The following is a 16,699-nucleotide window of genomic DNA, read 5'->3' as shown; positions in this document are numbered from 1 at the left end:
AAACTATTAAAATAAAAGACCGATCGAGCCTCCTCCCCATGGAAAAGCACAAGCAAAAACGCAAGCGGGGTGTTGTCCTCAGCCTTGCAGGATTGAAGAAGCTACAAGAAGCTAGGTATCAGGCGGAAATCCAGGAAAATGACGGCGCAAGGTTCACCCTGGAGGAATTAAGCTATCGTACTCAGTTAGCTCCTTTTACAGTTTCTAAGGTGATAGCACGGGAAGAAGGAGTTGATAAGCAAACTCTTGAGTATTTTTTTAGAGCTTTTGGCTTGGTGTTGACCACAAGTGACTATTTAAGAGTTGGGAGTGTTAGAAACGAGTCATGTTTGGTCTCATCAGGCGTTGGGAGTGAAGAAGAAAATCCCCCGATTTCCCATTCCCTCTTCCCCATCGCCCCCGATTCCCAAAAAGAGTCCCAACTTCCCCACTGTGATTGGGGAGAAGTTGTTGATATCTCGATATTTTTTGGGCGCACTAAGGAATTGACTCAGTTAGAACATTGGATCTTGAATGACCGTTGTCGCCTCATTGTTCTACTGGGAATGGGAGGAATTGGCAAATCTTCCCTATCGGTAAAACTAGCAACTCAAATTCAAACACAATTTGAGTTTGTCGCTTGGCGCAGTCTTCGTAATAGCCCGTCTCTTTTAGATTTATTAACGAGTTTGCTAAAGTTTTTTGCCAACGGTAAAGCAATAAACTTATCTCCAAATAGTAGCAATATTTCGCAAGATATTACACAATTATGCATTGCACAACTTATGCAACATTTGCGATCGCATCGCTGCTTGATTGTATTAGATAATGTAGAATCTATATTAGCAAGTCAAGAGCACTCCGGACGTTACCAATCGGGCTATGAGGACTACAAAGAACTTTTCAAACAAGTAGGAGAAATATCCCATCAAAGCTGTGTTGTTCTGACCAGTCGTGAAAAACCTCAAGAAATTACAATTTTAGAAGGTGAAATTTTACCCGTTCGGTCTTTACATTTAACAGGATTAAGTACTAATGCAGCGCTAGAGTTAGTGAGAACCAAAAGTTTTTTCTGCGGCTCGGATGCAGATTGGAAAAACTTAATACAGCATTATTCAGGTAATCCTTTGGCGCTGAAAATTATCGCTACTACCATTCAGGAATTGTTTGACGGTAATATTCAAGAGTTTCAAACTCAAGGCACTACAGTTTTTGGTAGTATCTATGATTTATTGGAGCAGCAATTTTATCGTCTTTCTCCACTAGAGAAAGATTTACTGTACTGGTTAACCATCAATAGGGAACCAGTGACAATAGCAGAGTTGCGTGAAGATTTAGTCTTACCCATATCTTCCATGAAACTTTTGGAAGCATTAGATTCTCTTAGCAGGCGAAATTTAATTGAAAAAAAATCAGATCTACAAACTTCCGTACAATTTACTCTTCAACCTGTGGTGATGGAATATGTTACAAGAAATTTGGTTCAACGCGTATGTAGTGAACTTCTGGAGTGGGGACAAGGGGATAGAGGGGATAAGGGAGACAAGGGAGAATTTTTCTCTGCTTCTTCTTCAGTGTCTAGTTTCTTGTTCCAAAGTCATGCATTGATGAAAGCGACTGCTAAAGATAATATCAGGATTGCTCAAGCTAAGTTGATTCTTCAGCCTATTGTTGAGCAATTGCTGTTAAACCTACGCACCAAGTCAGCAATTGAAAATCTGCTTTCTCAAGTTTTGTATGAACTGCAGAGGTTAGGAAAAGGTAGACAAGAAGACAAAGTAGCCAATTCTCCCTTGTCCCCCTTGTCCCCCTTGTCTTCACTAGAACCGGGGTATGCAGCTGGTAATATTCTTAACTTGCTGTGTCATATACAAAGTGATTTGACTGGTTATAATTTATCTCACCTCACAATTTGGCAGGCATATCTCCAGGAAACTTCTTTAAAACAAGTTAACTTTACTGGTAGCGATTTATCTAAGTCTGTCTTTGCCAAAACTTTCTCTAGCACTGTCTTTACGGTGTTTAGCCCAGATGGCAAAACCCTTGCGACATCTCATACAGAAGGTCAAATTTGTTTGTGGGATGCGGTTACAGGTCAGCAGATCGTTCGCTTTCAAGGGCATACTGGTTCTGCTTGGTGTGTTGCTTTTAGCCCGGATGGCAGCATACTTGCTAGTTGTTCGCAAAACGATAACATTAAATTGTGGGATGTTATGACCGGGCAATGTTTGAGAACTCTGCAAGGTCATGCAGGGGGAGCTTTTGTCATTGTTTTTTCTCCTTGTGGTAGCAGACTCGTTAGCGGAGGTACAGACTCTGATATTCGAGTTTGGAATCTCAATACGGGAGAGTGTACTCAAATTTTACGAGGACATGAAAGCGCAATCTTTTCTCTAGCTTTTAGTCCGGATAACAGCATTCTTGCTAGCGGTAGTGATGATAAAACCATCAAATTATGGGAATTCACTAAAGGGGTGTGTATTAAAAGTCTATCAGGACATACTGAATGTATTCGTTCTGTAACATTTAGTTCTGCAGGGATGCTTGCAAGCGGAGCTTTAGATCCAATTATTAGACTTTGGGATGTGGATCGGGGTTTATGTATTGGAACTTTAGAAGGGCACAATAATGGAGTTCCTAAAGTAATTTTTTTGGATAACGGAAATACTCTTGCCAGCTCTAGTATAGACACAACAATTCGAGTGTGGGATGTTGCTACCAAACGATGCCTCAAAACTTTGCAAGGACATAACAACTCCGTTTATGCGATCGCAATTAACCACCAAGAAACTTTGCTTGCTAGTGGTGGTGACGACTTTTCTGTAAGGCTATGGGATATTACTACTGGAGAATGTATCAGAATATTCCAGGGAATGCACAATTGGATAGCTGATGTGGCTTTTGCTCCTGTAGGTTCTAAAGGGCAGACAAAACAAGAAAAAACCATTGTTAGTGGCGGTTACGATCGCATTATAAGATTGTGGAATTTAGAGGGTGAATACCGCCGTTTTACAGGACACACTGATTTTTTATTTTCCGTAGTCTTTAGCCCTGATGGACGTACCATAGCAAGTGGTAGCGCTGACCGAACCATTCGATTGTGGGATGTCTCGACAGGGCAGTGCCTGAAAGTTTTGCAAGGGCATACAGGTACAGTCACAAGCGCTATCTTTAGTCCTGACGGTCATCTCCTAGCAAGTAGCGGCTATGACCGTACTATTAAACTGTGGGATATAGCAACAGGTCAACCCGTGCAAACTCTACCTGCAGCCGTGACATTATCGCTTTCTTTTAGCCCTGATGGCAAAAAACTGGCTGCAGGTGGTTTTGACAACGCTATAAGAGTTTGGGATTTAGAAACATACCAGTGCAATCAAATCTTTCAAGGACAGAGCAGTTGGGTTTGGTGGGTTGCCATTAGCCCTAATGGAAAGATCCTTGCCACTGGTAGCGCTGATGGAACTGTGAGATTGTGGGATATAACCACAAGTCAATGTCTTCATCTATTACATGCTCATGATAATTGGGTATGGACTATAGCTTTCAACCCCGAGAGCAATATCCTTGCTACTGGTAGTAGCGACGGTACTATCAAACTCTGGGACGTAGTGACAGGTGATTGCATGGCAACTTTAACTGACCATGATGTCTGGGTTATATCTGTTGCTTTCAGCCCTGAGGGTCAGCTTTTAGTAAGTGGAGATGGAAATGCTCAGCTAAAAATTTGGGATGTAGAGACAAAACAGTGCATAAAGACTATGAGAATTGAACGTCTTTATGAATCTACAAATATTTACAAAGTTACCGGTTTAACAGAAGCACAAAAATCAAATTTGCTTGCTTTAGGAGCAGTTGAGGAAAGGTAGAGTGTTGCGAACTGCAAAACGAACGCTGCTATTTCACGATAGAGTCAACTTTCAATGAAGTTCCGATAAAGTCTCTTATATAATAGAGTTTGCGTAAAACTATGCACTAATCTATGGACTTTAAGGAATTGTTGGAATTTACTGATGAAGCTGTCTTCATAAAAGTGGGAAGGCGGTTGAGTGCAGTAGAGATTACCATCCTTAAAGGTTCTTGGGAGAATTTGACCTACGAGCAAATTGCTGGAATTGCTAACTCCTCACTAGTACGGGTAAAACGAGATATTGGTCCTAAACTTTGGCAGTTACTTACTGAAGTACTGGGTAAGAAGGTTAGCAAAAGTAATATGCGCTCTGTTCTTAAACGCCAGTGGAGCAAATCTTTTCAGCCAGACAGAGTGGAGGAAACTTCAGATAATTCCATCCAAAATTATGCTAAAGATTTTCATTCTAATTCTTTCAGCAATGCACTTGCTCCAACATCAAACCCCCCTGTTTCCAAGGAGGAATTCAAGGGGAATGTAGATTGGGGAGAAGCAATTGATGTTTCTGTGTTTTATGGACGCACAGAGGAACTCAATATACTAGAGCAATGGTTGACAAAAGAAGGTTGTCGATTGGTAGGGCTGTTGGGAATGGGAGGTATTGGGAAAACCTCTCTGGCTGCAAAGCTAGCACAACAAGTTCAAGATCGTTTTGAGTATGTTGTTTGGCGCTCGCTCCATAACGCTCCATCACTTTTTGAGCTTTTAGCAAACTTAATTCAATTTTTTTCTCAATCCCAAGTTTTAGAAGTTGATTTGCCAAACAGTCTGGATGGTAGAATTTCTAAACTCATGGATTTTTTACGCAAACATCGTTGTCTGATTGTTCTTGATAATGCTGAGACCATCCTACAAAGTGGTGCGATCGCGGGAAGCTATCGAGAAGGCTATGAGGAATACGGTCAACTGATGAGAAGAATGGGTGAATTAGTTCACGCGAGTTGTGTTGTGGTGACGTCACGGGAAAAACCGAAAGAAGTGGCGTTTCTTGAAGGCAAATCGCTACCGGTTCGCTCACTACAACTGAAGGGTTTAGAGGTGGTAGATGGGCAAAAAATCTTTGAAATTAAAGGGTTATGGGGTTCCGAATCGGAAATACTAGCAGTGGTCGATCGCTATGCTGGTAATGCTTTAGCCTTGAAAATAGTCGCTACAACCATTTTAGATATTTTTAATGGTAATATTTCTAAATTTTTAGAAGAAGATACATCAGTTTACGGTAGCATTCGAGAACTTTTAGATCAACAATTTTCCCGGTTATCAAATTTAGAAAAAAATATAATATATTGGTTGGCAATCGATCGCGAACCAGTGACAATATCAGAGTTACAAGATGATATTATAGCACTGATACTACCCAGAAAATTACTCGAAGCTCTAGAATCTCTGGTCAGGCGATCGCTAGTTGAAAAGAGAGCATCGCTTTTTACATTACAGCCTGTTGTAATGGAGTATATAACTGATAATTTAGTACAACAAATTTGGCAAGAAATTAGTACTCAAAATACTAATTTATTGACAAGTCATGCTTTAATAAAAGCCACAGCTAAAGATTATATTAAAGAGATTCAAACTCGCCTAATTCTTAAACCAGCGATCGATGGTTTGCTAACTGTTTTTAGAAGTCAAGAAAGCCTGAGAAATCAAATTAGAAAAATTTTCTTAAAACTGCGAGAGACCTTACCGCAAGAACAAAATTATATAGCGGGAAATATCTTAAATCTACTTTGTTATTTAAAAACAGATCTGAGTTACTACGATTTTTCATATCTTACTGTTCGGCAAGCCGATCTGCGAAATGTAAATTTGCACAATGTGAATTTTGTGCATGCTAATTTAGAGAGAACGGTATTTGCTGAAAGCTTCAGTGGTATTTTGTCGTTAGTATTTAGCCCCGATCGGAAATTGCTAGCAGTAGGGGATATGAATGGCGAAATTCGCGTATACCAAGTCAGTGATTGGAGACAGTTAAATATCTTAACCGGTCATACGGATTGGGTAACATCAATTGCCTTCAGTCCTGACAGTAGTATTCTTGCCAGTGGGAGTGAAGATCAAACAATCAATCTTTGGAATGTTGCAAACGGACAGCATTTTAATACCTTGCAGGGACACAAAAAAGGAATTTCCTCACTCGTTTTTGCTTCACGACCAAGCCCGAATAATTCAGATAACCAAATAATACTAGCGAGTGGTAGTGATGACAAGACTGTAAAAATATGGGATGTCAGGGATGGTAGGTGCTTAAAAACGCTGCAAGGACATAGTGATATGGTGCGAGCAGTTGTTTTTAGTCCTGACAACCAAATATTAGTAAGTGGTAGCGTAGATACAACACTGAAGTTATGGGATGCAAGGAATGGTAAGTGTTTGAGCACTTTACAGGAAAACAATGAAGGGATTTGGTCAGTTGCTATTAGCCCAGATGGGCACATACTTGCTAGTGCGAGTGGCGGCACAGTTAACGTATGGGATATTCACACTGGGAAATGTCAGATGAAGTTGCAAGGTCATGGCGGTTGGGTGATTTCAGTTGCATTTAGTAAAGATGGGCAAACCCTTGCAAGTGGCAGTTGGGATCGAACAGTAAAATTGTGGAATGTCAGTAACGGTCAATGTCTCAAAACTTTGCAAGGACACAATAATATAATTCGAGCCGTACACTTCAGCCACGATGGTCAAATTCTAGCAAGTGGTAGTGACGATCAATCGCTAAGACTGTGGGATGTTAGCACGGGTCAGTGCTTAAAAACAATGCAGGGGTATAGCAGCAGGATCTGGTCAATTGCTTCGAGCCCTGATGGTCAAATACTGGCAAGTACCAGTCAAAAAATGGTGAAACTGTGGAACATCAATACTGGTCAAAGCTTTAGAAACTTGTTAGGGCATAGTAATGGAGTTCGAGCATTGGCTTTCAGTCCTAACGGTCAAATGCTAGCAAGTGCCAGTGAAGACAAAACCGTCAAGATATGGGATATCAGTACTGGTGAATGTTTGAGAACATTGTACGGACATACGAATTGGGTTTGGTCATTGGCTTTCAGTTATGACGGTCTCACTTTGGCTAGTGGCAGTCACGACTGCACGATAAAGTTATGGAATATTTTTGATGGTAAGTGTTTAAAAACTATACGTGAAGAAAAACATGGAGTTTTGTCAGTAGCTTTTAGTCCAGATGGTCTCACTTTAGCAAGTGGCGGTCACGATCATACAGTCAGGTTATGGAATGTTTTTGATGGTAAGTGCTTGAGAACTTTGCACGAGCATACAGGGTGGGTTTGGTCAATCGCCTTTAGCCCTGACGGGCAAATGTTAAGTAGTGGTAGTGGAGATCACACAGTAAGGCTGTGGAATGTTTTTGATGGTAAGTGCTTGAGAACTTTGCACGGACATACAGGGTGGGTTTGGTCAATCGCCTTCAGCCCTGACGGAAGAATCTTAAGCAGTGGTAGCATGGATCAAACGGTAAAGTTATGGGATATTAAAACAGGTCAATTTCTTAAAACACTAAGGGGACACAATCGGGGAGTTTTGTCAGTCACCTTCAGCCCGAGCGAGTATACTCTGATTAGTAGCAGTGAAGATGAGACATTGAGAATTTGGCAGATCTCAACAGGTCTGTGTGTGAAAATTTTAAGAGATAAAAGACTTTACGAAGGGATGAAAATCGCTAGCGCAACTGGGTTAACAGATGCGACGGTTACCACCTTAAAGACTTTAGGAGCTATAGAGTCTGCATTGGAGCATTTTTCATCTATGTAACAAGTCTTGTTGGTTAAGCCTAAAAATGCGAAAACACGTAGGTTGGGGAGCCACTCACGTGCCCAGAGCAGCGCCGTGCCCAGAGAAGTTGCGGTGAGTCCAGCCCTGAAAGCAGGTTTACGGCACGAGGGGACTGGCGAACCCGTAAGGGCTTGGGGGTTTCCACGTCAGATGCTTCACTTGGGCAAAGACGACAGGTGCTCCAACGGAGGAAACCTCCGCAACGCACTGTCTCCCCAAGACCGCACTGACTCCCCAATAGCAAACTTCGGAGGGTTACCCCCGTTGAGGTGACTGCTCTGGGTTCCCCCCGTTAAGTGACGTGGCGTTTGAGGAACGAAACCCAACTTTACTTTACAGGTATTTGTTGGGTTTTTCCAACGTACAAAAATTCCGATCCGAGCAGTATTGATTCCGAAATTACATTAATCAATTTGTATCTATCAAATAGCTATTAAATTAATTTGTAGAATACATGTCGAACTTCAAAAAATCTGCCGTATTGGTTGCTCTGTTACCATTTATTACCCTTTGGACTCAAGTTGCTAATGCTGAAACCTTAAAGACTAAAAATTTCAACGTCAAAATCACCAGAAATTGCCCGGAAGGATATGTAACTTGCAATAATGTTAGGTACTTTGGCAAGAATTTAAAAACCGGTCAATCGATTAGTCTGACTGGCAAAACTATGCACTCAACTGGTGCAGATGGTGTTACACCAGGACGGTTTCTCGGTTACCAGTTCCGCAATAACAACTATGTTTATCAGGTAACAGCAGACGGCGTTTTGCTAGTTTATCAAGGTAAAAAACTGATACTGAAAGAGCAAGGGGCGTTGACATATTAAAAGACTCTAGTACAGAACGGCGTAAATAAGGCAACCATTAATAACAAGCAAAAAGCTTATGATAAAAGCTTTTACGCCTTCTGCCACGCCACTTGCTGTAGCCTGTGAAACCCGTCCACCGCAGTGGCTCCTCTGCCTGCGTACTTCTGCCTTTTTGTACTAGTTCATTGTTGGTACCCAACCACCATCTACACGTAAGTTTGCACCATTGATGTAATCAGCAAGAGGACTGGCAAGAAAAGTCACAATATGAGCTACGTCTTCAACTTTTCCCAGGGAATTGGTGGGATTGTTCATCAGCCCTCGCAACATATGCTGCTGGATCTGCACTAAGTCTGTACCCCATCCTTGGTTCAAACCAATCTGAAGCATAATGTCATTCAAACGAGGTGTAACAATTGAACCAGGGCTAACGGCATTCACTGCAATCCCTGTTCCAGTCAACTCTTGTGCCAAACTCACTGTTAAGTTGAGGTTGGCAGCTTTGGTTGCTGAATAGTCAGCCACAGACGTTGGTTTTGTTGCTACACTACTGGCGATGTTAATAATACGTCCCCAACCCAATTCTTGCATTTGCGGCAACAGTAACAGGGTTGTGCGTACCATAGAAACAACATTGATATTGTAAAGCTCCAACCATTGGTTGGGGGTGGAGTTCATCCAGCCTCGCATTGAATAAGTACCAGCATTGTTAACCAGAATATCTACAGCACCAAGAACTGATAAAACCTTATGTACTACTTGCTCTGCTCCTCCATCAGTCGCTAAGTCACCAATAGCAACAAACGCTTTTCCACCATCTACTGCAATCTCTCGAACAACGCGACTCGCTTCTTTTTCATTCCGACCATGCACCACTACCGTCACCCCTTCTTTTGCTAGTGCTTTAGCAATACCTTCACCAATTCCAGAGCTACTACCAGTGACAAGAGCGCGTTTTCCTTTTAGTTGCAAGTCCATACTCTCTGCTTCTTATCGATCGAAGATTATTAGTGCTTTTGTGTGGCGGGTTTTTAACCCGCCACGAATACAGGACGGTTGTACCGCAGGAAGTTTTAGTTAGACATTCCTAATGCTGCCACAGGTTCATTTAAGGAAGGAGCAGGAGCAGGACCTAAGGCAACATCACCCCACCGCATGACAGTTGCAGTGGCATTTGCTGCTGCACCAAAAGAATAAACCAGAACCAAATCATTTTCATGAATCTTACCCTCTTGGGCAGCATGGTAGAGATTCGCAAGGGGAAGTACAGGTCCGATGTTCCCATATTTGGGGTAGAGATCGATAGTGCGTTTTGGCTCAATATCGAGTACGCGAGCACCAAATTTTGCAAACCAGGCAGTTGGCGTGTTAAAAATAAAGAAATCAATTTCATCGAGTGTCACATTAGCAGCAGCAGCAGCACCCTCGGTGCAAGTGAGAACAAAATCAGCCGCCGTGTTGCTAATAACTCGATTTGCTCCTTTGCCAGACCTCATAAATAATCGCAACTTGCCCTGATGATCCTCTGCCAATTCAGTGTAAAATGCGCTACAAGTCTCTGCAGAATGAACAATTTTACTACCAAGGATTCCTTGATTGGCTTTGACCGCACTGACGACAAAGGCTCCAGCACCATCACCCGCTATCCACGAGATGGTATCTCTTTCATCAAGAAGACGAGAATAGGCACAGGAAGTAATCACCAGGATATTGCGATAGTCTCCAGACCGCACTAATGTACTGGCGGTTTCTAGTGCAACTATAGCACTTGAACACATGGAATTAAGATTCCAACTCGCACAGCGCAAACCGAGTTCATTGACGAGGAAAGCAGCATTGCCAGCTACGACTTCTTCAGTCCCAAAAGAAGTGACGATCGCAAGATCGATGTCTTCTAACAAAAAATTTCCTGCCTGAAGGGCGTCTCGTGCTGCACGACACTCAAGGGTTAATGACGATTCATCTGAACTGAGTATGCGTCGTTCTACAGCACCACGAAATGGGTCTGATACGTAAGGCATCATCTCCTGGTCAAACGCATTGCCGGGAGTAGAACCAGCAAGAGAAAAGAGCCTTCCCAAGCTTTTTTGTTCGGACTGAGCAACTAGATCTGGGTATTTCTTACGGTAGTAATCGTTTGTACATACGGTATTTGGAAAACTTAATGCTAGAGAGCGAATGCCTACTGAAGAGCCTTTCATATTAACCTCCTTAAGAATTTGTAGTGGTTTGTGAGATCAAACTGTCAATTCGACCTTTTATTGGTACGGGTTCGGTTGGATCGATAACTACATCAACTACGAAAGGAACAGGAGATGCGATCGCTTTCTCCAAAGCTTGTTGAATCTCGGATTCTTTTTGAACACGGATACCATCGGCTCCCATAGCGCAAGCAACCTTAACAAAATCTACTTGCGGAATGTCTGTATCCATATCCTTCAATCCCTCAAATGCCACGCCCTGACGGCACATGTTGTAACATCCATCATTGAGAATAATCCAAACAGCAGGAATTTCATATCTCACAGCCGTACTAATCTCACTATTCATGAGCATGGCACCATCCCCAACAATAGCAACAGCTTTTTTATTGCTTGCTAGTGCAGCACCAACAACGCCCGTGACGAAATGACCCATAGAACCAAAACTCGTACTTGCTCGGTAACGACCTGATTCGGTAAATTGCAGTACATGATTTCCCCAAGCCAGTGAATTACCTGCTTCTGTCATCACTATTGCATTACTCTTCTCAACGATCGTCGCTTGAATTGCATCCATAAGTACTTTAGGACGCACCAAATTTTTCGCAGGTGTATTCACGCTTTTTGGTTCAGCTTGAGACAAAGCAATGGCTGACTCATCTTGATTGTCTGGGAAATACTTTAATAAAGCTTTGACAAACACTCTGATATCAGACTGAATAGCAAATGTCTCAACATAGGGATATGCAGTTCCAGGAACTTCCGGATCAATATCAACGTGTAAAAAACCTCGGTCGGGAACCATAGAAGGATGCCAAAATGAAGTCAGTTCACCAAGGCGCGTTCCAAGTACTAGCGTCCTCAAAGGACAAGACTCTTGCATATACTTCAAAACCGACTCATGTCCGCCGAAGCCCGTAACCCCCACAAATTGAGAATGGTTTTCTGGAAAAATACCCTTGCCACGCGGCGAACACATAACAGCCGCCCCTGTCCTCTCAGCCAGCTGGCGAATTTCTGAAGCTGCTTCTCTCGCACCAAAGCCAACCCAGATGGCAAACGATCCTTCCGACAACAACCCCGCACATTTTGCAATAGCGTCCTCCGTCGTGCTGGGGGGAGCAAGAGAAAGAGCCACTTGTGACAGTGATGTCTTCAATGAACTAACTTGAATATTTCTGGGGATACTCAAGTGTGCAACAAAGCCACCAGGTTGGGCTAAACCTTTTGCAAGCCTGCAATAAATCTCTGGAAGTTCATCATCAGATTCGACGGTAGTCGCATAATGAAACAGAGATTCTGAGGTAAAAATCCCCGTGGTAGGCATTGTATAAGCACTGGTTTCTTGGCAAGCCCACCGTCCGCGCTGAGATGTTGAGGTGGAAGCCGATACGAAAATGACCTTTGCACCCTCCCAACGAGCTGCAAATAAACCTGTTATTGCATTGGTAATGCCAGGACCGGTTGTAGCAAACACCACTATTGGAGAACCACTAGCAAAGTATGCTTCAGTTGCTGCAAAAGCTGCTCCTGCTTCATGACGAAAATGTAGCACCCGAATAGAACTATGTTGCAAGGCATGCCACAAAGGGACAATTGCTCCCCCTGATACACCAAATGCATATTTCACTCCTATTTCTTCTAACATCTTGACTATTACGGATGCAACTGAAATAGGTACAACGTGCGATTGTAAATTTGATTGGCTATTCGTAACAAGTGAGGGAGTTAAAGCAACACTCATAAATTCATTCCTTATTTGACTCTTGATTGTTTGATGGCATTTTCATTAATTAGAAAACGAAGTCGTTATTCAAAAGTCACATTCATTAATTTCGCCTTGTTTGCTAACTTTTATTGATTTCTCGATCTTCAGAATAGCCTACTACCAATTAATACGGTAATTAAGTATTTTTTGCAAAAAATAAAAAATGATGAACTATTTGTAGATATTCATTCTCATGCTTGCAGTTTTTTGCGATAATCCAGTGTGGAGCGTTGCACTTTTCGCCAAGCATGGGGGGTAGTACCATGACAATCGCGGAACTGAGAGTAAAAATGATTGATATTTTGATAACCGACTTGTACAGCAATTTGATTGACGGATTCATCAGTTTTCAAAAGCAAGGAGCATGCTTCTGTTATCCGTCGCAAGATAATCCAATCATTAACCGTTTTTCCTGTCAGCCGTCGCACTAAGTTAGTTAAGTAAGCAGAAGAGTAACCAACGGCTTGAGCAACTTCTTTTAGGCTAATAGGTTTGCGATAATTCAATTCAATGAATTCAAAAACCTCATAAAGACGGGGAATAGACGGGAATAGAGAAGAGATATTATTAAATTTTTGATTCTCTTCAAGAGCTAACAATTTATTTTCTTCTAGATGAACGCGAACAAAATCATTGTTCCTTTCAACTACTGTAAAGCCTGCTGCTTCCAAGTATTTCGTTAAAAAAAACTTGGTTTCGGGAGATTCATTCACTATGAAAATTTCAATCATTCTCTTTTTGACTCTTTAATAAAGTTCTTGATTGATAAGTATGTGTGACTTCAAGAGCACTAATAGATAACTAACATGAATTCAAAAAACTGATTGTTCTTTTGCAAAGTGTAATGTCTAGTCTATGTATAGATACTTCAAATAGATCGTCTCTAAGAAGAAACGAGTTTTTTGGCATTACCGTGCTAACGCTGTAGCGAACTCAATGCAAGTTCTGCATTTGAGTATTCTTCTAGCAAGAATTTATTTTACTATCGAAAAAAGAGAAAATACTGGAGGGAGAGCTACGTTTCTAGGTTCAGAATTCTGGCTCAGAAGAACTCTTGTTTCATACCATACCCGTTTCTCCTATTACATCAAGTTGATTTAATTCTCATTCTTTACTTTTTATATAGTTGCCAACAGAATTAACCTATGCACTTGATGTAAAAGGTTTTGTTCAGCTATAAAGTTACCCATATAGGTACTTGTATTTTTAATTGTTGTCATTAGACGTCTCTAAAAACAATGTAAAGACCAAGCATGGCTAGTCTTTACAGGGATTCTAGAAGATATAAATTAATTCCTAGAGATGTCTTATCGGTCGATCGCCAAACTCTCCATGTGGTTTCACGCTCGGAACAAAACCTAGCGTGTTTAATCGCGCTCGTAACCTATTTCTTCCAAGGTAGCTTCGTACCCATCTCAGTCATCGCAGAAAATACTAGGTAGAGAATAACCGCACTCGCACTCATTAGAAATATAACAACTTCTTTATCCATGTTTGTTTGTCCTAAGAAAATATACTACTCATCTTTAGAGTACTAATATCGTGATTTTCATGCAATATCGCCATCAATTAATAGGTCGTTGCTGTCAACAGATATCACTTGTCTGTGGAAGATGGAAGACAAGGGTGAGAGCCTGATGTATGACCGTATCTTCGGGAGCATCTCGAATTTGCCAATTGCCCTCAGAATAGCATTCTGGGGCTACATAAACAAAGTCCACCTGCGTGGACTTAATAAGAAGTCCTACAGGCGGTGAGTCTAGTCCTACAGGCGCTGAGACCATTGCTGCAGGCGGGTTTCCCGCGCCCTGGTAACTGGCGTATAGCCCTACAGGCATAGCTTCGCATCGCGTAGCGTCTCCGTCAGGAGATACCCGGAGGGACTTAGCCTGTATAGCCGCGATTTCAATCGCAAACGTGTTTTTTCCAAATTGAAATGCTCCCCGTATCTTCAGTATCAGGAGTCGAATTTCAACGACTGGTTACTGTTAAAGCATGGAGATTAAATCCTGCTTAAATAAAGGATGAATAGAAGTTGCTGTTAAAAATTTACGGTTTGTCAGCTGCAAAGTGACATCCTGAATGCCAAAAGTTTCTTGAAGATGCGATCGCAATTGTGCGAGTAAGCCATTACTTTCTTCAAAAGTCATACAATCTACAGTGATGTGAGCGCAAAGCATAACTTGTTCCCTGCTAATTCTCCAAACACGGAGTTGTTCAACATTCACCACTTGAGGAAAAGATTTTAAAGAAGCTTCTACCTCAATGGGGTCGGTAGATGGTGGTGCATATTCCAGAAGAATCAAAAGACTTTCTTGAAGGAGTGGTAAGGCACTCAGACCTGTAAAACCTGCAACAAATAGGCTGATAACTGCATCTGCCCACAACCAATTCCAAAGATGAATCGCTACAGCCGCAAGAATCACACCTAAGGAACTAGCTGTATCCGCGATGACGTGAAGCAAAGCCCCTCGAAGATTTAAGTCATTATGAGAATGAGGATGAAGCAAAGTAATGTTCAGCAAATTGACGATTAAACCGATTGTTGCCACTACCAACATGGGTAAGCCTGAAATCCCTTCTGGGCTGCGAAGGTGATGAATAGCTTCCCAACAGATAAAAAGAGCAATGACAAGCAAACTCAAACCATTTGCCAAAGCTGCTAAAATTTCAATTCGGCGATGACCAAAAGTAGCGCGATCGCCTCCTGGTTTCTGTGCCAACCAACTCGCAAGTAACGATATTCCTAAAGCTGCTACATCAGAGAGAATGTGTTCTGCATCTGCCTGTAAAGATAAACTACCACTCCACAAACCCACGCTCCACTCGGTTACAAAAAATCCAACAAGCAAACAGACAATAATTGACAAAAGTTTAGTTTTATGCGTGTCTGTCGTTACTGTATCTTTGCACGCGCATTCACACTTCTGAACTGAGAGCATAACTTACGAACTTATATGTCAATATATTTCTAACATGGCAACACCCACTTTAGTAGTGAATGAAACCACCCTTTGAAAGTTCCGTACTGGTTCCACCAGCCACTCATATCGCATACGGTTGAACATTTGGGAGCGAAAGAACTGCGCGAGCGTGTAAAATTTGCCTGGTACTAGCAATAAGTCGAACATGATACAATCGCGAATCCCAAGGAACAGTCCTAGAGCTAAGGCTGTCCTATGCTAGAGATGGGCAATATCGTTGTGGGTGAGGTTGTGTTTTTTAGCGTTGTTATTCCGACTTACAATCGCAAGCCAATTTTAGAAAAGTGCCTGCGAGCTATGGAAAATCAGAAACTGATAAACGATCGCTTAGATGGTTATGAAGTTGTTTTGGTAGATGATGGCTCGACAGACGGTACGCTGGAGTGGTTGGACACATACAAAAGCGAGTTTCCCCACGTGCGAACATTTCGTCAAGCTCATAAAGGTCCAGCTGCTGCTCGAAATTTGGGTGTTGAGAAGGCTTTAGGCGATACAATCGTTTTTATTGACAGCGATCTCGTTGTAAAAGAGAATTTTTTGCAAGCCCATGCCGATGCACTCACCCAAGGAAAAGAGAAATTGGGGAGCGATTGCATATTCACTTATGGGGAAGTCATCAATACTTGTAACTTTGACAATCCCACATCCGAACCCTACAAAATTACAGATTTTTCTGCTGCTTTCTTTGCTACAGGAAATGTAGCGATCGCAAAACATTGGCTGGAAGAAGCAGGGCTTTTTGACACCAGCTTTCAACTTTATGGATGGGAAGATTTAGAATTAGGCGTTCGCCTAAAGAAACTAGGTTTAAAACTTATTAAATGTCCGGAGGCAGTTGGTTTTCACTGGCATCCTCCCTTTAGTTTAGAACAAATTCCCCGCTTAATAGACAAAGAAATTCAACGCGGACGTATGGGCGTTTTATTTTATCAAAAGCATCCCACTTGGGAAGTACGAATGATGATTCAAATGACTTGGCTGCATCGCGTGCTCTGGGGAATTCTTTCCCTCAATGGATTTCTTAACGAACGGACAATGGCTCCATTTCTACAGTGGTTGATCCAACTTGGCAAGCCACAGTTAGCATTAGAAATCGCCCGGATTTTTTTAAACTGGTATAACGTTAAAGGCGTGTATGAAGCATATGGACAGGGGCTAGGGAGCAGGGAATAGGGAGTAGGGAATTTTGTACTTTACTTTCGTATTTTCTCTCTACTCACCATTGCCCATTCGCCATTCCCCATTCGCCAAAATGTGCTAACCTTGTAT

Annotated in this window: 10 protein-coding genes; 4 read left to right on the top strand and 6 right to left on the bottom strand. The window is 42.0% G+C overall.

The genetic code is table 11. The annotated features are described in order from the left end of the window. Positions 1-38: 38 nt before the first annotated feature. From AB0756_RS04890 to AB0756_RS04880, 3 genes are all read left to right on the top strand, one after another. Entirely contained in the window at positions 39-3,845 is a 3,807-nt protein-coding gene (locus AB0756_RS04890; protein ID WP_038084145.1) for a WD40 repeat domain-containing protein, read from the top strand. Positions 3,846-3,958: 113 nt separating this feature from the next. Continuing rightward, positions 3,959-7,648 (top strand): WD40 domain-containing protein, encoded by a 3,690-nt coding sequence (locus AB0756_RS04885; RefSeq protein ID WP_050046284.1) that lies wholly within the window; start codon positions 3,959-3,961, stop codon positions 7,646-7,648. A 475-nt stretch (positions 7,649-8,123) separates the two neighbouring features. Beyond that, complete coding sequence (locus AB0756_RS04880; RefSeq protein WP_050046282.1) at positions 8,124-8,495, top strand: hypothetical protein; 372 nt, start codon at positions 8,124-8,126, stop codon at positions 8,493-8,495. Positions 8,496-8,654: 159 nt separating this feature from the next. Here AB0756_RS04880 and AB0756_RS04875 read toward each other — a convergent pair whose 3' ends face one another. From AB0756_RS04875 to AB0756_RS04850, 6 genes are all read right to left on the bottom strand, one after another. Continuing rightward, complete coding sequence (locus tag AB0756_RS04875; RefSeq protein ID WP_038084140.1) at positions 8,655-9,455, bottom strand: SDR family NAD(P)-dependent oxidoreductase; 801 nt, start codon at positions 9,453-9,455, stop codon at positions 8,655-8,657. Between the two features lie 95 nt (positions 9,456-9,550). Beyond that, positions 9,551-10,678: a 3-oxoacyl-ACP synthase III family protein gene (locus AB0756_RS04870; protein ID WP_038084136.1), complete on the bottom strand. Its 1,128-nt coding sequence runs from the start codon at positions 10,676-10,678 to the stop codon at positions 9,551-9,553. A gap of 10 nt (positions 10,679-10,688) precedes the next feature. Continuing rightward, on the bottom strand, positions 10,689-12,422 hold the full coding sequence (locus tag AB0756_RS04865; RefSeq protein ID WP_038084134.1) for a ScyA-related TPP-binding enzyme: 1,734 nt from the start codon (positions 12,420-12,422) through the stop codon (positions 10,689-10,691). A gap of 215 nt (positions 12,423-12,637) precedes the next feature. Next, a complete protein-coding gene (locus AB0756_RS04860) occupies positions 12,638-13,177 on the bottom strand; it encodes a helix-turn-helix domain-containing protein (protein ID WP_038084132.1) in 540 nt (179 codons plus the stop codon). 855 nt (positions 13,178-14,032) lie between these two features. Continuing rightward, positions 14,033-14,284, bottom strand: a complete 252-nt coding sequence (locus tag AB0756_RS04855) for a hypothetical protein (RefSeq protein WP_038084129.1) — start codon at positions 14,282-14,284, stop codon at positions 14,033-14,035. A gap of 150 nt (positions 14,285-14,434) precedes the next feature. Further along, on the bottom strand, positions 14,435-15,316 hold the full coding sequence (locus tag AB0756_RS04850; RefSeq protein WP_237265856.1) for a cation diffusion facilitator family transporter: 882 nt from the start codon (positions 15,314-15,316) through the stop codon (positions 14,435-14,437). 318 nt (positions 15,317-15,634) lie between these two features. Here AB0756_RS04850 and AB0756_RS04845 point away from each other — a divergent pair, with 318 nt between their 5' ends. Further along, entirely contained in the window at positions 15,635-16,603 is a 969-nt protein-coding gene (locus AB0756_RS04845) for a glycosyltransferase family 2 protein (RefSeq protein ID WP_038084208.1), read from the top strand. Positions 16,604-16,699: the final 96 nt, after the last annotated feature.

It is taken from the genome of Tolypothrix campylonemoides VB511288_2, from assembly GCF_045999855.1.
GTDB classification, from domain to species: Bacteria; Cyanobacteriota; Cyanobacteriia; order Cyanobacteriales; family Nostocaceae; genus Scytonema; species Scytonema bouteillei_A.
This window is presented reverse-complemented; position numbering and strand designations above follow the sequence as displayed.